Origin of the sequence: Mycolicibacterium sp. MU0053, assembly GCF_963378095.1 — a bacterium.
Taxonomy (GTDB): domain Bacteria; phylum Actinomycetota; class Actinomycetes; order Mycobacteriales; family Mycobacteriaceae; genus Mycobacterium; species Mycobacterium burgundiense.
Map to the genome: position 1 here is coordinate 316,011 of NZ_OY726397.1, position 19,839 is coordinate 335,849.

18 protein-coding genes and 2 pseudogenes are annotated in these 19,839 nt (G+C 70.2%); 13 read left to right on the forward strand and 7 right to left on the reverse strand.

What is annotated here, in order from left to right:
- Positions 1-13 precede the first annotated feature (13 nt).
- Together RCP80_RS01485 and marP are read left to right on the forward strand one after the other, a co-directional pair.
- Entirely contained in the window at positions 14-775 is a 762-nt protein-coding gene (locus tag RCP80_RS01485; protein WP_308480660.1) for an NUDIX hydrolase, read from the forward strand.
- Positions 772-1,959, forward strand: a complete 1,188-nt coding sequence (gene marP / locus RCP80_RS01490; RefSeq protein ID WP_308480661.1) for an acid resistance serine protease MarP — start codon at positions 772-774, stop codon at positions 1,957-1,959. The genes RCP80_RS01485 and marP overlap by 4 nt, the downstream gene beginning before the upstream one ends.
- A gap of 122 nt (positions 1,960-2,081) precedes the next feature.
- Here marP and RCP80_RS01495 read toward each other — a convergent pair whose 3' ends face one another.
- Genes RCP80_RS01495 through RCP80_RS01505 form a run of 3 tightly spaced genes read right to left on the reverse strand, consistent with a single transcriptional unit; the run spans position 2,082 to position 4,540 of the window.
- Positions 2,082-3,065, reverse strand: coding sequence for a bile salt hydrolase (locus RCP80_RS01495; protein WP_308480662.1), 984 nt, complete (start codon positions 3,063-3,065; stop codon positions 2,082-2,084).
- Positions 3,066-3,075: 10 nt separating this feature from the next.
- A complete protein-coding gene (locus RCP80_RS01500; protein ID WP_308480663.1) occupies positions 3,076-4,026 on the reverse strand; it encodes an alpha/beta fold hydrolase in 951 nt (316 codons plus the stop codon).
- Positions 4,027-4,033: 7 nt separating this feature from the next.
- Positions 4,034-4,540, reverse strand: a complete 507-nt coding sequence (locus RCP80_RS01505) for a phage holin family protein (RefSeq protein WP_308480664.1) — start codon at positions 4,538-4,540, stop codon at positions 4,034-4,036.
- A gap of 142 nt (positions 4,541-4,682) precedes the next feature.
- Here RCP80_RS01505 and RCP80_RS01510 point away from each other — a divergent pair, with 142 nt between their 5' ends.
- Positions 4,683-5,354, forward strand: a complete 672-nt coding sequence (locus tag RCP80_RS01510; protein ID WP_373693499.1) for a S1 family peptidase — start codon at positions 4,683-4,685, stop codon at positions 5,352-5,354.
- An 80-nt stretch (positions 5,355-5,434) separates the two neighbouring features.
- On the opposite strand, the gene acs is transcribed toward RCP80_RS01510, so the two are convergent.
- Positions 5,435-7,399 carry an acetate--CoA ligase gene (acs, locus tag RCP80_RS01515; protein WP_308480665.1) on the reverse strand — a complete coding sequence of 655 codons (1,965 nt, stop codon included), beginning with the start codon at positions 7,397-7,399 and terminating at the stop codon, positions 5,435-5,437.
- A gap of 82 nt (positions 7,400-7,481) precedes the next feature.
- Between acs and RCP80_RS01520 the strand changes: the two genes are divergently transcribed.
- Both RCP80_RS01520 and RCP80_RS01525 read left to right on the forward strand, forming a co-directional pair.
- A complete protein-coding gene (locus tag RCP80_RS01520) occupies positions 7,482-9,125 on the forward strand; it encodes a peptide ABC transporter substrate-binding protein (protein ID WP_308480666.1) in 1,644 nt (547 codons plus the stop codon).
- A gap of 44 nt (positions 9,126-9,169) precedes the next feature.
- Entirely contained in the window at positions 9,170-9,940 is a 771-nt protein-coding gene (locus tag RCP80_RS01525; RefSeq protein ID WP_308480667.1) for a Fic family protein, read from the forward strand.
- A gap of 465 nt (positions 9,941-10,405) precedes the next feature.
- Here RCP80_RS01525 and RCP80_RS01530 read toward each other — a convergent pair whose 3' ends face one another.
- Positions 10,406-11,266: an HAD-IB family hydrolase gene (locus RCP80_RS01530; protein WP_373693430.1), complete on the reverse strand. Its 861-nt coding sequence runs from the start codon at positions 11,264-11,266 to the stop codon at positions 10,406-10,408.
- A 432-nt stretch (positions 11,267-11,698) separates the two neighbouring features.
- Here RCP80_RS01530 and ssd point away from each other — a divergent pair, with 432 nt between their 5' ends.
- The 7 genes and pseudogenes from ssd to RCP80_RS01565 all read left to right on the forward strand — a co-directional run.
- Entirely contained in the window at positions 11,699-12,775 is a 1,077-nt protein-coding gene (gene ssd, locus RCP80_RS01535; RefSeq protein ID WP_373693500.1) for a septum site-determining protein Ssd, read from the forward strand.
- Positions 12,772-13,938, forward strand: a complete 1,167-nt coding sequence (locus RCP80_RS01540; RefSeq protein ID WP_308480669.1) for a TadA family conjugal transfer-associated ATPase — start codon at positions 12,772-12,774, stop codon at positions 13,936-13,938. The genes ssd and RCP80_RS01540 overlap by 4 nt, the downstream gene beginning before the upstream one ends.
- Positions 13,935-14,723, forward strand: a complete 789-nt coding sequence (locus RCP80_RS01545; protein WP_308480670.1) for a type II secretion system F family protein — start codon at positions 13,935-13,937, stop codon at positions 14,721-14,723. The genes RCP80_RS01540 and RCP80_RS01545 overlap by 4 nt, the downstream gene beginning before the upstream one ends.
- A complete protein-coding gene (locus RCP80_RS01550) occupies positions 14,720-15,292 on the forward strand; it encodes a type II secretion system F family protein (RefSeq protein ID WP_308480671.1) in 573 nt (190 codons plus the stop codon). Before RCP80_RS01545 ends, RCP80_RS01550 begins: the two co-directional genes overlap by 4 nt.
- A 24-nt stretch (positions 15,293-15,316) precedes the next feature.
- Entirely contained in the window at positions 15,317-15,520 is a 204-nt protein-coding gene (locus tag RCP80_RS01555) for a DUF4244 domain-containing protein (RefSeq protein WP_308480672.1), read from the forward strand.
- 53 nt (positions 15,521-15,573) lie between these two features.
- Positions 15,574-15,855 (forward strand): TadE family type IV pilus minor pilin, encoded by a 282-nt coding sequence (locus tag RCP80_RS01560; protein ID WP_308480673.1) that lies wholly within the window; start codon positions 15,574-15,576, stop codon positions 15,853-15,855.
- A 10-nt stretch (positions 15,856-15,865) separates the two neighbouring features.
- Positions 15,866-16,198, forward strand: a pseudogene (locus RCP80_RS01565) (Rv3654c family TadE-like protein); the annotation flags it as partial.
- Here RCP80_RS01565 and RCP80_RS01570 read toward each other — a convergent pair.
- Both RCP80_RS01570 and RCP80_RS01575 read right to left on the reverse strand, forming a co-directional pair.
- Positions 16,188-16,823: pseudogene (locus tag RCP80_RS01570) on the reverse strand (PAS domain-containing protein); the annotation flags it as partial. The pseudogenes RCP80_RS01565 and RCP80_RS01570 sit on opposite strands and share 11 nt — an antisense overlap.
- A 256-nt stretch (positions 16,824-17,079) precedes the next feature.
- On the reverse strand, positions 17,080-19,416 hold the full coding sequence (locus RCP80_RS01575) for a DNA 3'-5' helicase SftH (protein WP_308480674.1): 2,337 nt from the start codon (positions 19,414-19,416) through the stop codon (positions 17,080-17,082).
- Positions 19,417-19,633: 217 nt separating this feature from the next.
- Between RCP80_RS01575 and RCP80_RS01580 the strand changes: the two genes are divergently transcribed.
- Complete coding sequence (locus tag RCP80_RS01580) at positions 19,634-19,837, forward strand: cold-shock protein (RefSeq protein WP_005138711.1); 204 nt, start codon at positions 19,634-19,636, stop codon at positions 19,835-19,837.
- Positions 19,838-19,839 lie beyond the last annotated feature (2 nt).

Genomic DNA, 19,839 nt, shown 5'->3' on the forward strand with positions numbered 1-19,839 from the left:
GAGGGGAGCCGTAGTGAGCGCAGCGGTACCGCTCACGCCGGAGGCGGGCCCCCCGTGGTTACGGCCCCTGCTCGACAATGTCGATGAACTCCGCGGGATCTACCGCCGCCACGTTCCCCCCGAGATCCTGGCCACGATCAGCGACGCCAATACGCACGCCGCGGCGACCGGGACCCGACGGGATGCCGCGGTGCTCGTGTTGTTTTCCGGGCCGCAGCACGCCGCCGCCGACGGCCTGCCCGACGAGGCGCGGTTGTTGGTGACGGTGCGCGCCTCCACCCTGCGGCATCACGCCGGTCAGGCCGCGTTCCCCGGTGGCGCCAGCGATCCCGGCGACGCCGGCCCCGTGGGCACCGCGCTGCGGGAAGCGTGGGAGGAGACCGGCATCGAGACCTCCCGGCTGCAACCGCTGGTGACGCTCGAGCGGATGTTCATCCCGCCGTCGAACTTTCATGTCGTCCCCGTGCTGGCCTACTCGCCGGATCCGGGTCCGGTCACTGTGGTCGACGAGGCCGAGACCGCCCTGGTGACGCACGTGCCGGTGCGGGCGTTCGTCAACCCGGAGAATCGGCTGACGGTCTACCGGGCCGAGCGCGGTCGCCGCTACGCCGGCCCGGCGTTTCTGCTCAATCAGATGCTGGTGTGGGGCTTCACCGGGCAGGTGATCTCGGCAATGCTCGATGTTGCCGGCTGGGCTCAGCGGTGGAACAGCGACAATGTCGTGGAACTGGATGAGGCGATGGCCATGGTGCCGACGACGGGTGGGGGATTATGAGTTCGTCGCAGTGGCTGGACATCGCAATCGTGGCGATCGCGTTCGTGGCGGCCGTGTCCGGATGGCGTTCCGGCGCGCTGGGTTCGCTGATGTCGTTCGTCGGGGTGGTGCTCGGCGCGGTCGCGGGCGTGCTGCTCTCGCCGCACCTGGTGGACCGCATCGATGGGGCGCGCACCAAGCTGTTCGTGGCGCTGTTCTTGATCCTGGCCCTGGTGGTGATCGGCGAGATCGCCGGCGTCGTGCTCGGCCGCGCGGTGCGCAGCGCGATCCGAAGTCCCGGACTGCGTTTCGTCGATTCCATCATCGGGGTGTGCACGCAGGTACTGGTGGTGCTGATCGCCGCGTGGATGCTGGCCACGCCGCTGACCTCCTCCGATCAGCCGAATCTCGCTGCCGCCGTGAAGGGTTCGAAGGTGGTCAGCGAGGTCGACGGGTACGCCCCGGAGTGGCTGCGGGCGGTGCCCAAACGCCTGTCCGCGCTGCTGGACACCTCCGGCCTGCCCGATGTGCTGCAGCCGTTCGGCCGGACGCCGATCGTCGCGGTGGACCCCCCGGATGCGACGTTGGCGAACTCCACCGTGGTGGAGGCGGTGCGGCCGAGCGTGGTGAAGATCCGCGGGGTGGCACCGGGTTGCCAGAAGGTGCTGGAGGGCACGGGATTTGTCGTCGCCCCCAACCGGGTGATGTCCAACGCGCACGTGGTCGCCGGATCGGACAGCGTCACGGTCGAATCCGACGGGCAGACCTACGAGGCCACCGTGGTCTCCTACGACCCGAACGCCGACATCTCGGTCCTGCAGGTGCCCGATCTACCGGCCCAGGCGCTGCCGTTCGCCGAAGAGCCCGCCATCAGCGGGACCGACGTGTTGGTGGTCGGCTACCCCGGCGGCGGCGAGTTCGCCGCGACCCCGGCGCGCATCCGCGAGATCATCGAACTCAACGGCCCCGACATCTACCGGACCACCACCGTCATGCGCGAGGTGTACACGATCAGAGGGACCGTGCGGCAGGGTAATTCGGGTGGTCCGCTGATCAACCGCAGCGGTCAGGTGCTCGGGGTGATCTTCGGCGCGGCGGTCGACGACACCGATACCGGCTTCGTGCTCACCGCCAACGAGGTCTCCGCGCAGTTCGCCAAGGTCGGCAACACCGAACGGGCGCCGACGGGTTCCTGCGTTACCTAGCTCGCCGGGCTATGCTCCTCCGCGGTTCGCTACGCAAGCTCCGCGAACCGCTGCGTCATCCGACGGGACCCGATGGTCGGACTCCTCCGCGGTTCGCTACGCAAGCTCCGCGAACCGCTGCGTCATCCGACGGCGAGGAACGGGAACGGATCGGCCGCCCGGAACTGGCCGCTGGCATCTCCGGCGTAGACCGTTTTCTCGCCTTCGCCGAGTTCGAGCTTCAGCGTCGGGGCGCCCGCGCTGAAGTCGAGTTTGTCCAGGTTGACCCAGAAGGTGTTGGGCGCCAACGCCGATTCGAAGAAGTAGCGGCGGTCCTTGTGGTCAACCGCGGTGCGCCAGCGCGTCGAGGAGATGTTCGGCTCGTCGGCGGTGGTGATGCCGTAGGGGACCGAGGCGTTGCGAATGACGCTGAGCACCGCGGCCACCGAGACCTGACGATCATCGGTCTTGGGAATGGCGTTGACGTAGAACGACGCCCGCACAAAACGGTCGGCGGCGCGATTGGTGCCGGGCAACATCACGACGCCGCCGATCTGGTGCCAGTACTCGTTGATGGCCAACTGCTTGTCGAAGGTCGGCGAGTTGGTCATCACCTGATAGTCGCGCCCGTGGTGGATGACCTGCGCACCGTCGATGTACTCGATGATGGCGCTGTCGCCGGTGGGATCCGACATCGACAGGTGCAGCGTGGCCAGCCGGCCCTCGCCGGGCACCTCGGCGGTCACCACCCGGATCGGGTTGGCGGACAACGCCGTTACCGCCTCGGCGACGGTCGCGAAGTTGTCCAGCACGTACTGGCCCCACAGCGCCAGCGAGATGCCGGGCCGGTCGTCGACGCTCTGGGCGTACTCGGACTCGGCCAACCACAGCAGGTTCATCGCCAGCCCGGCCTCGTTGAGACCGTCGGTGGTGCAGATGTCATAACCGGTCGCGACGACGCTGCCGTACTTCGAGGTCCATGTCGCCGAGCCGGCGCCGGCCAGGCCGGTGCGCTCGACTCCGCGCGGCAACGACCACAGGTTGGTGCCGATTTCGGCCTTCCAGTCCATCGAACGACCCGTGATGATGCGATCGCCACTGCCCAGGTATACGACGCGGGTGCACATGGGCTAGAGGTTAGCCGTTGGCCTGCTCGAAGAAGCGCATCAGGTGTTCATTGACCGCCGTCGGTGCCTCTTCGTGACCGAAATGGCCTGCCCCGGGCAGCGATACGAACCGACCGTGCGGCACATAGGGCTGGGTGCGGGCCACCGGGTCGGCCAGCACGTAGGGGTCGGCGTCGCCATGCAGGTGCAGCACCGGAATGCCCAGCGGACGGTCCATCGCGCGCATGAAGCGACGGCCCTCCGAACGGAACTGGCTGCGCACCGCCCACCGCTGGTATTCCAGGGCACAGTGTGCCGCGCCCGGAATCCGGAAGGCCTGTCGCAGATGACCGATGCTCTCCGAGAAGTCCTCGGAGGCCAACCACTTGTCGGAGGCCCGGCTGCGGATCACGGCCTCCAGGGCCGCGGCGTCGTGGCGGGTGAGGGCACGTTCGGGTCGCATCGGAACCTGATACGACAGCAGCGACGGCAGCAGCGCGCGCGCCTGCTCGCGGTGCGTCAGCGCCGAACGGCGCAACGCGATCGGATGCGGTGAGCTCACCAGGCCGATGGCCCGCACCAGCCGCGGATGCAGCACCGAGGTCGCCCAGCACACCAGCCCGCCGTCGGCGTGACCGATCAGCGTCGCCGAGCGGTGCCCGAGCGCCCGGATCAGGCCCGCGGTGTCGCCGGCCAGGGTCCACCCGTCGTAGCCGCGGGGCGGTTTGTCGCTGCCGCCGTAGCCGCGCAGGTCCATGGCCACCACGCGGGCCCCGCTCAGGCCGCGCAGTTGGTGGCGCCAGGACCACCAGAACGATCCGAAGCCGTGCAGCAGGATCACCAGCGGGCGGTCGGTGGCCGGTGCGTCGTTGGGTTTCGAATGCGCCTCCACCACCTGGAAGCGAATGCCGTTGGCGTGCACATCGAGGTGCCGCCAGGGCCCGGCGATGCGCGTTACGGACGGGTCGGGCCCGGCCGCCATCAGGCCATCACCACCCCGACGGGTCGGGCACCGCTGCCTTGTCCGCGGTGCCGGGGGCGCCGTGGTGATCGCCGCCGGTGAGCGCCGAGCGGGTTTCCTTGACGGATTCGATGGTCTTCTGCGGTCCGCGGATGCGGCGGACCTTGAGATAGCCGATCAACGCGAGCACCGCGGTGACCACCACCATGATCCCGAAGACGATCAGGTAGGCCACCCAGCTCCACAGCCAGGTGTCGAGCAACTCGGCCAGGAAGAAGAAGAAAAAGAACGTCGAATAGAACAACACCACCAGTGCGGCGATGAAGAAGATGCTGCCGGTCACGCCCTTCTTGACGTCCCGGGTGATCTCCGCTCGCGCCAGCTCGACTTCGGCCCGCACCAGCGTCGACACCTGCGAGGTGGCGTCCTTGACGAGGTCGCCGATGGAGGCGTTGGCGGGCACGGCGTGCGGGTCGACCAGCGGGATCGAGGTCACGGTGGCTGGGACGCCGTTCTTCTGATCACCTTTGCTCACGGCAGCCATGTTGCCATGTCTGCCATGGCCAGCACGACCCGATGATGCCGGTGTTGCTGATGAGGTGTGGATAGACTTGCCCGACGAGTCGGGGCTCGAGCAGCTAGGAGACCTATTGATGACCGGGCACCGCTGGCGGGGGATGGTGGCAGGAGTCTGCGCGGCGCTCGGGTTGTCGATGCTCCTCGCCGGTCCCGCCGTCGCTGCGCCGGTCACCCTGGGCGGTGGCGCGGGCATCGTCGTCAATGGCGAGTCGTTTTGCACGCTGACGGCGATCGGCACCGACAACCGCGGCGATCTGGTCGGCTTCACCTCGGCGCACTGCGGCGGACCCGGGGCGACGGTGGCCGCCGAGGGCGCCGAAGCGGCCGGCCCGGTGGGCACCATGGTCGCGGGTAACGACGAACTGGACTATGCCGTCATCCGCTTCGACCCGGCCAAGGTCACGCCGACCAACACCGTCAAGGGATTCGTGATCAACGGCCTGGCGCCGGACCCGGCGTTCGGCGACGTCGCCTGCAAGCTGGGCCGCACCACCGGCTATTCCTGCGGGGTCACCTGGGGGCCGGGCAAGGATCCGGGCACCATCGTCAACCAGGTTTGCGGTCAGCCCGGTGATTCGGGCGCGCCGGTGACGGTCGACAACAAGCTGGTCGGCATGCTGCACGGCGCCTTCACCGAAGGGCTGCCGACCTGCGTCATCAAGTTCATTCCGCTGCACACCCCGGCGGTGACCATGTCGTTCAACACCCAGCTGGCCGATATCGTCGCCAAGAACCGCCCGGGCAGTGGTTTCGTCCCGTTCGGGGCCTGACCAACCAACGCGAGCGCTCACCCCGGTACGCCGCCGCCCGGCGTGTCGGGTACCCACGTGGCCGCTCGCGCGGCGGCGGGCTACTTGGTGGCGCGGATCGCCTCGAACACCCCGGGGTCCACCAGGGTCGAGGTGTCGCCGAGTTCGCGGCCCTCGGCCACGTCGCGCAGCAACCGGCGCATGATCTTGCCGCTGCGGGTCTTCGGCAGCTCCGGCACCACATGGATCTCGCGCGGCTTGGCGATCGGCGAGATCTCCCGGGACACCTCGGCGCGCAGGGCTTCGACCATCTGCTCCTGCGAGATCTTGGCCGCGTGGGCCTTGAGGATCACGAACGCGCAGATCGCCTGCCCGGTCTGATCGTCGGTGGCGCCGACGACGGCAGCCTCGGCCACCCCGGAGTGTCCGACCAGCGCCGATTCCACCTCCGCGGTCGAGATCCGGTGACCGGAGATGTTCATCACGTCGTCGATGCGGCCCAGCACCCAGGTTTCGCCGTCGCTGCCGTAGCGGGCGCCGTCACCGGCGAAGTACCAGCCCTTGTCGGCGAATCGGGACCAGTAGGTGTCCCGGTAGCGCTCCGGGTCGCCCCAGATGCCGCGCAGCATCGCCGGCCACGGCTTGTCGATCACCAGGTAGCCGGTGGTCTGCTCGCCGTGCTCGGAGGCGGGCTCGAGTTCGTTGCCGTCGTCGTCGACGACCTTGGCCGAGATCCCGGGCAGCGCGCGCATGGCCGAGCCCGGCTTGGCCTCGGAGACCCCGGGCAGCGGGGAGATCATGATGGCCCCGGTCTCGGTCTGCCACCAGGTGTCGACGACGGGGGTGCGGTCGGCGCCGAACACCAGCCGGTACCACCGCCACGCCTCCGGGTTGATGGGCTCGCCCACCGAGCCGAGCAGGCGCAGGCTGGACAGATCGTGCTGGAAGGCCAGCTCGCGGCCCCACTTCATGAACGTGCGGATCAACGTGGGGGCGGTGTAATAGATTGTGACACCGTACTTTTCGATGATCTGGAAGTGCCGGTGCTCGTCCGGCGAGGCCGGGGTGCCCTCGTAGACCACCTGCGTGACGCCGTTGGACAGTGGCCCGTAGACGATGTAGGTGTGTCCGGTGACCCAGCCGATGTCGGCGGTGCACCAGTACACGTCGGTCTCGGGTTTGATGTCGAACACGTAGTGGTGGGTATAGGACGCCTGGGTCAGAAACCCACCGGTGCTGTGGATGATGCCCTTGGGCTTGCCCGTGGTGCCGGAGGTGTAGAGCAGGAACAGCGGATGTTCCGAGTCGAACGCCTCGGGGGTGTGCTCGGTCGAGGCCTTCGACACGACCTCGTGCCACCACAGGTCGCGGCCCGCGGTCCAGGGCACCTCGATCCCGGTGCGCTGCACCACGAGCACGTGCTCGACGGGACTGTCGGCACCGAGGCCTTCGATCGCCTCGTCCACGCCGGTCTTCAACGACACCGCGGTGCCGCGGCGGTACTGCCCGTCGGTGGTGATGACGACCTTGGCCTTGGCGTCGTCGATCCGGGCCCGCAGGGCCGAGGCGGAGAACCCGGCGAACACCACGCTGTGCATGACACCCAGGCGCGCGCAGGCCAGCATCGCCACGATCGCCTCGGGCACCATCGGCATGTAGATCGCGACCCGGTCGCCGGCGCTCAGACCCAGCTCGGTCAGCGTGTTGGCGGCCCGGCAGACCTCGTCCTTGAGTTCGGCGTAGGTGATGTCGCGGGCATCCCCGACGGGTTCGCCCTCCCAGTGGATCGCCACCCGGTCGCCGTTGCCCGCCTCGACGTGGCGGTCCACGCAGTTGTAGGCGACGTTGAGCTTGCCGCCCACGAACCATTTCGCGAACGGGGCCTCGGACCAGTCCAGCACCTCGGTGAACGGGGTCTCCCAGGACAACCGTTCGGCTTGTTTGGCCCAGAACGCGAGGCGGTCGGCCTCGGCCTCGTCATACAGCGCTGCGGTCGCGTTGGCCTGCGCGGCGAACTCCGCCGACGGCGGATAGCATGACGGAACTTCAACATGCGTCTCAGTCATGGAAGTGAGCCTAGTCACCAACGGTGGCACCGCAATTGTCAACCCACACACGATTCGGCAGACGGCTGTCAAGGAGGCTGGTTTGGATCGGATCCGCGTTGCGGTGACCCGATTGACGGCCCTCCTGGTGCTCGGCACGTTGGTGCCGGCCTGCGGCGGCCCGGGCGGTTCCCCCAGCGGCGGCGGCCTGGTCGCCGTCAACGCCGGCGAGCCGCAGAACCTCCTGATCACCACCGATAGCGACGGGACCGACGGTGCCCGGATCCTGGACCGGTTGTTCGCCGGGTTGATGTCCTATGACGCCGACGGCATGCCGACGCCGGAGGTGGCCGAGTCCATCGACACCATCGACAATCGGACGTACCGGATCACACTCGAGCCGGGGTGGACGTTCACCGACGGCTCACCGGTGACCGCCCGGTCGTTCGTCGACGCCTGGAACTACGGCGCCTTGAGTACCAACGCCCAGGCGCTGCGGGGTTTCTTCGCCCCCATCGAGGGTTATGACGCGCTGGCCGCGGCCGAGCCCACCGCCGCGGCGATGTCGGGACTGGAGATCCACAGCGACACCGAGTTCACCGTGCGCCTCAAGGCACCCAGCATCGATTTCATCCAGCGACTCGGATTCACGCCGTTCTATCCGCTGCCGCCGGTGGCGTTCGAGGACATGGCGGCGTTCGGCGCGCATCCGATCGGCAACGGCCCCTACGTGCTGGCCGCCGGCCCCGGCGGCGGTCCGCCGTGGCGGCGCGGCGTGGGCATCGACGTGGTGCCCAACCCGGACTACCGCGGTAACCGCATCCCCGCAAACCGGGGCCTGCGCTTCGTGTTCTACGACGACCCGGAGCGGGCCTACCGGGACCTGTTGGCCGACGAACTCGACGTGCTCGACACCATCCCGACCGGGAAGCTGCCGGCCACGTTCAAAGAGGACCTCGGCGACCGGGCGCTGGCCGGGCTGGTGCCGCAGAATCAGACGCTGAGCACGCCGCTGTGGTTGCCGCACTTCGGCGGCGAAGAAGGCCGGCTGCGTCGACTGGCGCTCTCGGCGGCGATCGACCGAGACCGGATCTGCGAGCTGAGATTCGCCTCAACGTGTTCTCCGGCAAGGGATTTCACTGCTGGGTCGATGCCCGGGTTCGATGCGGAACTGCCAGGCAGCCGGGCACTGGAGTACAACCCGCCGCTGGCCCGGCAACTGTGGGCGCGCGCCGATGCCATCTCGAAGTGGCGGGGTGGGTACCCGATCGCCTACAACGCCGACGGCGGGCACCGAAACTGGGTGGCGGCGGTGGCCGAGAGCATCAGCGACGCGCTGGGGCTCGAGGCCCAGGCGGTGGCCGTGCCGACGTTCGCCCGATTGCGCACCGAGGTCGCCGACCGCGCCGTGGACTCCGCGTTTCGGGCCGGGTGGCAGGCGGACTATCCCTCGATGCTGGCGTTTCTGGAACCGGTCTTCGTCACGGGCGCCCGCGGCAACGACGTCGGCTACTCGAACCGGGACTTCGACGGTGCCCTCGCCGTGGCGCAGTCCGCGCCGACGTTGGCGGAGTCGTACGCGTTGACCAACGCCGCGCAACGCATTCTGCTGCGCGATATGCCGGTGATTCCGTTGTGGAGCTATCTGGTGGCCGGCGGTCACTCCACCAAGGTGGGCGAGGTTGCGATCGGCTGGAACGGGCTGCCGGACTACGAGCGGATCACCAAGGACCAGCGCACCGCCTGAGCAACTGGCCGGTGGGCGCGGGCGCCACTGTAAGGTGAGCCGCCGTGGCCGCCGATCCGCTTGCTCCGTTGCTGGCGCTGCCCGGCGTGGCCGTGGCAGCCGAAGAGACGCGGGAGGCGCTGGGGCGTGCGCACCGCCATCGCGCCAACCTGCGCGGCTGGCCCGTCACCGCGGCCGAAGCCTCGCTGCGCGCGGCCCGCGCGTCCTCGGTGCTCGACGGCGGGATTTTGCAACTCGACGAGAACGCCGGCAGCGATCCGGTGTTCGCGGGGGCGCTGCGGGTGGCCCAGGAGTTGGAGGGTGGCACCGGCACCCTGATCGGGGTGTGGCGCCGCGCCCCATTGCAGGCGCTCGCGCGTTTGCATTCGCTGGCCGCCGCGGACCTGGTCGAGGACGACCGGCTGGGCCGACCACGCGCGACCCCGGAGATCTCGGCTCGTTTGGACCTGGTGACCAGGTTGGTCACCGGCACCTCCTCGGTACCGGCGCCGATCTTGGCCGCGGTGGCGCACGGCGAGATGCTGGCCCTGTCGCCGTTCGGCAGCGCCGACGGGGTGGTGAGCCGCGCGGTCTCCCGACTGGTGTCGATCGCCACCGGATTGGACCCGCGCGGCCTGGCAGTGCCGGAGGTGTACTGGATGCGCCGGGCCGCCGACTACCGCAGCGCCGCGGCCGGCTTCGCCGCGGGCACCGAGCGAGGATTGACCGATTGGCTGCTGTTGAGCTGTCGGGCCATGCAGGAGGGCGCGCGGGAAGCGCTCGCCATCGCCGACGCCAAAGACCAGGCCGGCAAGTCCAAACCGGCGGACGACTAGATCGGTCATTTGTTCGGAAGGGCCGCCGGCGCAAGGCCTTACACGGCAAAGCGGGCGGCGTTCCGATTCCTCGGATCGCCGCCCGCTAGCACGGAACTCGGTTACCAAGCGTGCAACGGTGGGCTGCGTGGGTTGGCCTCGGCGTATCTGCGCTGCGTTACGGTGGCGACCCCACCCAAAGGGTTGCGATCCGTCCGCTCTTCGCAAATTCCGCAGGCCCGCAACACTTCTGCCAATATCGCGGCTGTAGCTCCGCGTGGGTGCCGGGTGCCGTGCTGGGTTGCCCGCTTCGGGAGATCGAACCCTTCTCTTCCGAGTCGATCTTGGCCTCGTGGGCTTCCGTGCCTCCTTTGTACTACGTGATCTCGATCACAGCAAGTCCGAACCGCCGAGAAGTGCCCAACTCGACCTCGGATCGTGATCGGCGACGGCCCGCAGGCGTCAAAACCGCTGTCAAAGTTGGGCTTAACGCAGCACGAAGCGGCGCAACAGCGAGAACGTCAGGGCGCCCGCGCTCAGCGCCGTGATGCCGACCGCGGCCGTGGTGGCGATCGCGGCGCCCGACGGTGCGGAGAACCGGTCGCGCAGCGACACCGGCTTGGAAAAGGTCAGCACCGGCCAGTTGCGGGCGACGGCTTCCTTGCGGAAGTTCCGGTCCGGGTTGACCACCGCGGGATGGCCGACCAGTTCGAGCATCGGCAGATCGGTCATCGAGTCGGAGTAGGCGTAGCAGTGCTCCAGCAGGTAGCCCTCGCGGGCCGCCAGTTCGCGAATGGCCTCGGCCTTGCCCTCGCCGAAGCAGTAGAACGCGATGTCGCCGGTGTACTTGCCGTCCTCGACGACCATGCGGGTCGCCATCGCGTGGGTGGCCCCGAGCGCGCGGGCGATCGGCGCCACGACCTCCTCGCCGGACGCCGAGACGATCACCACGTCGCGGCCGCACAGCTTGTGGTCGGTGATCAGCGTCGCCGCCTCGGCGAACACCAGTGGGCTCACGATCTCGTGCAGGGTTTCCTCCACGACGGACTTGACCTGTTCGACGTCCCAGCCCGTGCACATGCTCGTCACATACGAGCGCATGCGGTCCATCTGGTCGTAGTCGGCCCCGGACATCAGGAATACGAACTGGGCATAGCTGGATTTCAGGACGGTGCGGCGGTTGAGCAGTCCCTGCGCGAAGAAGGGTTTGCTGAAGGCCAGCGTGCTGGACTTGGCGATGACCGTCTTGTCGAGGTCGAAGAAGGCCGCGGTGCGTGGGGGTCCGTCGGGCGCCGGCGCCAGCCGAGCGTTCGTGGGTGCGGCGTCATCCGGAACGGGGGCGGTCACCCAGCCAGGATAGGTCGCCCGTGACACCTGTCGGCGAACTGTTCAAAATGGCAGTTCAAGCCAGGTGTCGCAGACTGCAATTCTGCAGTCCGGGACGGCCTCTGGCATTCGTGTCGACACTTGCACCGGGGCGCTCCGTCGTGTGTATAGTGAGTATTACTCGGCTTATGCCGGGTGTGCATCAGCCCGACCCCCCGGGGCTGATACACGACGACCTCCGCCTCCTCCCCCCCTGGCGGGGGTCGTCTTTTTTGTGGGGAAAGTCGGCTGCGCCTTCGCTGGCGAATCGGTATGCGCCGGAATCACATTCTCGAAGGCCGTCCGTCCGTCCACAGTCCAGCGCCGATCCACAGTTCGGGTCTATCGCGGTGGCGTAGCCCGTGCGGTCTGCCGCACGGTGAACCCGTGACCGAACACTCTGGATTGCTGGCGCTGCTCGCCGACTCGGCGCTGCGCGATGAGGTCGACCGGATCGCGGCTGCGGTCGGAACCGGGGTGGTGCGGCTGTCGTCGCCGACGGCGTTGGGCCGCACGGCCTGGTCGGCGGCGCTGGCGGTGGTGGTCGACGAGGGCGGCGCGGCGCGTTGTGCGGCCATGGGGCTGCCGCGGCGCCGGGCGGTCTTCGTGCTGGCCCCCGCCGAACCGACGGCGACCACGTTCCACGCCGCGATGGCGGTGGGAGCCCAGTCGGTCCTGATGCTGCCGGCCCAGGCCGACGAGCTGGTGCGGGCGTTGACCGCGGCGCTCGAGGACGGCCGCGGCGAAGCTCGCAGCGGCGCCCCGGGCGGTGCCGTGGTCGCGGTGATCGGGGGACGCGGGGGCGCCGGCGCCTCGGTGCTGGCCGCCGCGCTGGCCCTGCGGGCGCCGGAGTCGCTGCTGATGGACCTGGACTCGTTCGGTGGCGGCATCGACCTGCTGCTCGGGGCGGAATCCTCGACCGGCCTGCGCTGGTCGGACATCGCGGTCCGCAGCGGCCGGCTCAACTGGGCGGATCTGCGCCAGGCGTTACCCGCCCACGGCGGGGTCACGGTGTTGTCGGGTGACCGACGCGGCTTCGAAATCGACTGCGGAGCAGCCGAAGTCATCCTCGATGCGGCCCGCCAGGGCGGCGCGACGGTGGTGTGCGACCTGCCTCGGGGATTGACCGACGCCGCCGTGGTGGCCCTGGAACAGGCCGATCTGGCCGCGGTGGTGTGTCCCAGCGACGTCCGGTCGTGCGCGGCCACCGCGGCGCTGGCGCCGACGCTCAACGCGGTGAACCCCAACGTGGGCCTGGTGGTGCGGGGGCCGTCGCCGGGCGGGTTGCGCGCCGTCGATGTCGCCGAAATCGTGGAGTTGCCACTGCTGGCGGCGATGCGCCCCGAACCCATGCTCAGCGAGCACTTGGAGCGCGGCGGTGTGCGGCTGCGCCCCCGCTCCCCGTTGGCGCTCGCGGCGACCGCGGTGCTGGACCTGCTCGGGCGCCGGCCGGGGCGCGGCGTGGGTCGCCACCCCGGGGCGGCGGCATGAACGCATCGTTGATCGACCGCGTCCGGGAACGCCTTGCCACCGAATCGGGCCCGCTGCGTGCCAGCCTGGTCGCCGAGGCCATCCGGGCCGAATCCGGCGGGGTGCTCGGCGACACCGAGGTGCTCACGACCCTGCGGGTGCTGCAGACCGAGCTGACCGGCGCCGGGCCGCTCGACCCGTTGCTGCGGATCCCGGAGGTCACCGACGTCCTGGTGGTTGGGCCGGATTCGGTGTGGAGTGACTCGGGAACGGGCTTGCAGCGCAGCGCCATCCGGTTTCCCGACGACGCCGCGGTGCGCCGGCTGGCGCAACGGCTGGCGTTGGCGGCCGGCCGGCGCCTCGACGACTCCCAGCCATGGGTCGACGGGGTGTTGCCGGGATTGGCGGCCGGCGCCGCCGCGGTGCGACTGCACGCCGTGTTGCCGCCGGTCGCGGTCGGTGGGACCTGCATCTCGCTGCGGCTGCTGCGCCCGGCGACCCAAACCCTGGCCGGTCTGGTGACGATCGGGGCCATCGCGCCGGCGGCGGAACAGCTGCTGCGCGATGTGGTCGCGGCCCGGCTGGCCTTCCTGGTCTCGGGCGGTACCGGCGCCGGTAAGACCACCCTCCTGGCGGCGCTGCTCGGTGCCGTCGAGCCCGGCGAACGCATTGTGTGCGTCGAGGATGCCGCCGAACTCCGGCCGGCCCATCCGCACGTCGTGCGCCTGGTGGCGCGCGGCGCCAACGTCGAAGGGACGGGCGAGATCACGCTGCGCCAGCTGGTGCGGCAGGCCCTGCGGATGCGTCCGGACCGCATCGCGGTCGGCGAGGTCCGCGGCGCCGAGGTGGTGGACCTGCTGGCGGCACTGAACACCGGTCACGACGGCGGCGCCGGCACCGTGCACGCCAACAGCACCGCCGAGGTGCCGGCGCGGCTGGAGGCGTTGGCGGCCACCGGGGGACTGGACCGCAACGCACTGCACAGTCAACTCGGCGCGGCGGTGCAGGTCCTGCTGCACGTCGACCGGGCGCCCGGACATCGTCGCCTCGCCGAGGTGGCCGTCCTGCGTCGGGCGGGTGCCTCGGGGCTGTGCGAGCCGGTCCCGGTCTGGCAGGCCGACCGCGGCTTCGACGGTGGAATGGCCGAATTCCGCGATCTGCTGGCGCGCAGGCGCACCGCGTGAGCGCCCTGACCGGGGCGGCGCTGAGCCTGGCCGCCGCGCTGGTGATAGCGCCCGACTCGCCGCGGCGCCGCTTGGCGCCGCACCGCGCTCGGACCGCCCTGCGCCGCGCCGGGCGCGTGGTGGTGCCGGTGTCGGCGGGCGCGGTGCTGGTCTGGGCCGGGCCGTTCATCGCGGTGGCGGCCGCGCTGCTCGGTGGCACCCTGTGGATCCGGCGTCGGCGCCGCAGCGCCCAGCGGCGGTATCTGCGGGACGGCACGGCGATGGCCGAGGCGCTGGAAATGCTCACCGCCGAACTGCGGGTGGGCAGCCACCCCGTCCAGGGGTTTGCCGCGGTGGCCCGCGAGGCGGCCGGTCAGGTAGGCGCGGGCTTTCAGGCGGTGGCTGCCCGGGCGCTGCTCGGGGCCGACGTCAGCGCGGGATTACGTGCCGCCGCGCAGCATTCGGCGCGCGGGCGGGACTGGGAACGGATGGCGGTGTTCTGGGCGTTGGCCGCCGATCACGGCCTGGCGGTCGCCGCCCTGATGCGGGCGGCCCAGCGCGACATCATCGAGCGGCAACGGTTCGACGCTCGGGTCGAGGCCGGGATGGCCGGAGCGCGGGCCACCACGGCGATCCTGGCCGGGTTGCCGGTCGTCGGGATCCTGCTCGGTCAGGCGATGGGCGCGGCGCCGGTGGCCTTCCTGATCGGCGGCGGCGCCGGGGGTTGGCTGCTGGTCGGCGGCGTGGTGTTGGCGTGTTGCGGGTTGCTGTGGGCCGACCACATCACCAGCGGAGCCGTGGCATGACGGTCGCGGCGGTGGCGTTGGCGCTGGCCTTGCTGCTGAATCCGGCTGCGGCAGTGCGTCGATCACGCGTTGTCGGCCCGGTGCTGCGGCCGAGCGAACGGGGCCCGCGGGCCGATGACCCGTTGGCCACCGCCTCGAGCCTGGATGTGCTGGCGGTCTGCCTGAGCGCGGGGATGTCGGTGGCGGCCGCGGCGCGGGCGACGGCGGCTTCGGCGCCCCCGGAGTTGGCGGGGTTGCTCGGGCGGGCCGCGGACCTGATTGCGCTGGGGGCGGATCCGGGCACCGCGTGGGCGGCCACCGCGGAGGTCACCGACGAGCACTGCATCGCATTCCTGCGCCTGGCCCGGCGGTCCGCGGTCTCGGGCGCCGCGCTGGCGCAAGGTGTCACCGAACTGGCCGAGCAATCCAGGCAGGCCGCGGTCCATCGCGCCGAGGCGACGGCCGAGCGCGCCGCGGTCGTGATCGCCGGCCCGCTGGGGCTGTGCTTCTTGCCGGCGTTCGTGTGCCTGGGTGTGGTGCCGGTCGTCGCGGGCCTCGCGGCCGAGGTGCTGGGTCCGGGGTTGCTGTGAAATCACCGAGGAAAGGGAAACATCATGTTGGACAGGCTGTTACCGACGATACGGACCCGGCTGACGCTGCTCGTGGTGGACGAGTCCGGGATGTCGACGGTCGAATACGCGATCGGTACGGTGGCCGCTGCGGCCTTCGGGGCGATTCTCTACAGCGTCGTCACCGGCGATTCCATCGTGGGGGCGTTGACCAACATCATCAACCGGGCGCTGAACACGGGCGCCTGAGCGGCGATGCGGGCATCGGCACGGTCGAGACCGCGCTGGCCCTGGTCACCCTGGTGGCGGTCCTGGTGTTGTGCGTCGGCGGACTGGCCGCTGTCATGGCGTCGGTGCGCTGCACCGACGCCGCCCGCGAGGCGGCCCGGTTGGCCGCCCGCGGGGACCAGGCCGCGGCCGCCGCGGTGGTGGGGGCCGTGGCGCCGGCCGGGGCGGAACTGCGGTTGCGCAGCGAGGGCGGCTTCGTCATCGCCACGGTCAGCACCGCCGTCCGGACGCTGCCGGGGATCACGATCAGCGCGCGGGCCGTCGCGGCGCTCGAACCCGCCTCGGCTTCGGGGTGACGCGGGGGCGGCGACGGTGCTGGCCGCGGCCATGGTGCTCGCATTGCTGCTGATCATGGCGGCAGTGCTGCGCGTCGGCGCCGCCGTGGTGGCGCGTCATCAGGCCCAGAGCGCGGCCGATCTGGCGGCGCTGGCGGCGGCCGCCGCGCTGCCGGCCGGCCGCGAGGCGGCGTGTGGCCGGGCCCGGGAACTGGGCACGGCGATGCGGGCGGAGGTCGTCGGCTGCGACGTCGACGGCCTCGACATCACGGTCCGGACCACGGTGCGGGTCGTCATCGGCGCCGCGAGCGCCGCCGCGCGGGCCGGTCCGGTGCGCGCCGGCGGGGCTAATCCGCCGGGGTGACCGGTTCGCTGCGCCAGTTCATGGCACGGGCGATGACATGGTCACGCCCGCCGCCGGCCGGTTCCAGGCCCACCCGGGTGACGAAACCGATCGCGATCGGTTCGCCACGCCAGTCGTTGACCTCCCAGGTCGCGCAGTAGGTGGTCCCGGGCTCGGCCTGCGCGGCACGGGCCAGCACGCGGCTTTCCCGGCTGCTCAGGTCCCGCCCCGGCAGGTCGTCGGCGAAGGCCCGACCCGCCGTGACCCCGACGTCCGGGTCCAGTCCGCTGTTGAGTAGTGACTCCGGCGTGTCGACGGCCACGCCGGTGCTGAGGTCCCAGAACAGCGGCCCGGGGATCATCCGTTCGGGCGGTTCGGATTTCGCCGACCCCACCCACACGTGCACGCCGTGCACGACGCCGTCGGTCATCCGCACGGGTTCGGTCCGGATCACCCGATTGCCCTTGGGCGCCAGGCTCACCAGGCTGCTGGCGGTGCTGACCGTCTCGGTGATCGCGGTTCGGATCGCCGCCAAATGCGGGCTGCGGCGACAGAATGCGCTGACCGGGACGAAGTCCTTCGGTTCCCGACCGTCCGCGACGACGACGGGTTCCGCGCCCAACGTCTCTACCAGCAGCCACTGCATGTGCGCTGATTCTAGTGAGCACCGGCCCGAGAGGCCATTTGCTGGTGAATGCGAACCCGCACAGAATTGACACCCTGTCAGGGTGAGACGGTTCGCCCGTTGCGTTCAATCCGGTTGCGTGACCCCCTCGCGCGGGGTAATTTTCCGGTGCGCCCGACCGCCGGGAGGGGAGCGGATTCCCTGTAGTGGACCGGTTCTCGGCAGGGGGCGTCGTTGGCCGCCCACCTGGGAGGTCGACCGTTCGAGGGGTCGGTCGTCACCCCAGTCTGGCCAGCACGGTGCGCAACACCGTCACGGCGCCTGCCTTGTCCAGCGGATCGTTGCCGTTGCCGCACTTCGGCGACTGCACGCACGACGGGCATCCGTGCGGGCATTCGCAAGCCTGGATCGCCGCGGCCGTCGCACCCAACCACTGTGCTGCGCGGTGGAAGCCACGTTCGGCAAACCCGGCCCCGCCGGGATGGCCGTCGTAGACGAACACCGTGGGCAGACCGTTCTCCGGGCCCGCCGCGGTCGAGACCCCGCCGATGTCGCCGCGATCGCAACTGGCCACCAGCGGCAGCAACCCGATCGCGGCGTGCTCGGCGGCGTGCAGCGCGCCGGGAATCCGGAGTGTGTCAATGCCGTTGGCAATCAACAACTCCGGAGGCAGCGAGTACATCACGGCGGTGGTCGCCAAGGTCTGGGTCGGCAGGTCGAGCTCGATGAAGTCGATGACCTCGCCGGCCAGCGTGCGACGCAGATACCCCACCACGGTGTGCGACACCGCGACCGGGACGAACCCCAGGGTGACCTGATCCGGTTCGGTCCCCAGCTCCATCCGCTCGCCCGGCCCGGTCACCGTGATGTCGGTCAACTCTCGCGAAAACGTGGTGTAGCCGGGATCCTCGGCGTGCACGAACGCGACGCCGTCGTCCAACTGCAACGCGTCGACCAGATAGGTCTCGCCCTGATGCAGATACACCGCGCCGGGGTGCACGGTGGCGGGCGCCTGCCCCGCGCCCACCCCGCCGAGCAGCCGACCCGTCTCGCTTTCGACGATCGAGACCTGCCCGCCGATCGCGCCGCGAATATCCACCGCCTGGTGCGGGTTGAGCCCCGGCGCCGGAAAGTACCGGCCGGCCCGGCGCCGCAGCAGCCCGTCGTCGATCAGGGCGGCGGCCACCGACTCCGCGCCCCAGCCGCGTACCTCGGCCTCCTCGACGGGCAGTTCGGTGGCCGCGCAGAGCAACTGCGGCCCCAGCACATACGGGTTGGTGGGGTCGATGACCACCCGCTCGATCGGCTTGTCCAGCAGCGCCTCGGGATGGTGCACCAGGTAGGTGTCCAGGGGGTCGTCGCGCGCGATCAGCACCACCAGCGCGCTCTGCCCCCGCCGCCCGGACCGCCCGGCCTGCTGCCAGAACGAGGTCACCGTGCCCGGAAAACCGGCCAGCACGACCGCGTCGAGGCCGGCGATGTCGACGCCGAGTTCGAGCGCGTTGGTGGTCGCCAGGCCCAGCAGCCGGCCGTCGGCCAGGGCCCGCTCCAGCTCGCGGCGGTCCTCGGCCAGATATCCGGCCCGGTAGGACGCCACCTTGTCGACGAGGTGCGGCGCGATGTCGCTCAGCCGGGCGCGCGCGCCGAGCGCGGTCAGTTCGGCACCGCGGCGCGACCGCACGAACGTCAGCGTCCGGGCCCCCTCGACCATCAGATCGGCCATCAACCGGGCAGCCTCGGTGCCCGCGGCACGGCGCACCGGTGCGCCGTGCTCCCCGGTGACGTCGGTGCGCATCGCCGGTTCCCACAGCGCCACGGTGCGCGCGCCCTGCGGGGAGCCGTCCTCGGTCACCTCGAGCACCGTCTGCCCGATCAGCTCGGCGGCGGTCTCGCCGGGCGCGGCGGTGGTGGCGCTGGCGAAGATCACGGTGGGCTGCCGGGCCTCGGCCGCGGCATACCGCTGGGCCAGCCGCAGCAGCCGGCGCAGCACCATCGCCACATTCGAACCGAACACACCGCGGTAGTAGTGGCATTCGTCGACCACGATGTAGCGCAGGCCGCGCAGGAACACCGCCCAGCGGGCATGGTTGCGCAGCATCGACAGGTGAATCATGTCCGGGTTGGAGAACAGCCAGCGCGACCGTTCCCGTGCGAAGCGGCGCACTTCGGTGGGGCTGTCCCCGTCGTAGGCGGCGGGTGCGACGTCGGCCAACCGCGGCACCGCCGCGGTCAACGCGTGCGCCGCGCGCAGCTGATCGTGACCCAACGCCTTGGTCGGCGACAGGTAGAGGACCCGGGCGCGGGGGTCGGCGGCCAGCGTCGCCAGCACCGGCAGCTGATAGGCCAGCGACTTGCCCGACGCCGTCCCGGTGCTGATGACGACATGGCGGCCGTCGTACGCGTACTGCGCGGCGCGCACCTGATGGCGCCACGGGGTGGCCACGCCGCGCTCGGTGAACGCGTGCACGACGTCGGCGTCGGCCCAGTCGGGCCAGCGGTCCGGAACCCCGGTACGGGCCGGCAGTTCGGCAACGTGACGAACCGGGTGCTCGGCGCCGTCATGGTCGCCCGCGAGGGCAGCGGAGAGCAGCTCACTGCCAAAATTCGTCTTCACAGAGGCAATTGTTCACGAGTTCGTAGCAACGAGACTGTCGCTAACCGTCCGATCATGATTGGATGTGGGTGGTCGCAGCTTCTGTGTGGTGTCAAAGCTTTCGCAGGATCGACGTTGCGGTCGCGGTTCCTGCGAAGGATGTGCGGTCACAACGGGCCCGGTGCACTGCAACGGTGGTGTACCGCACCCGGTAGGAAAAGTAAGGAAAGATCGAAAGATGCCACAGGGAACTGTGAAGTGGTTCAACGCGGAAAAGGGCTTCGGTTTTATTGCGCCGGAGGATGGCTCCGCGGATGTGTTCGTCCACTACACGGAAATTCAGGGGTCCGGATTCCGCACCCTCGAGGAAAATCAGCGTGTGGAGTTCGAGGTCGGCCAGAGCCCCAAGGGCCCCCAGGCCACCGGCGTTCGCGCCGTCTGAGA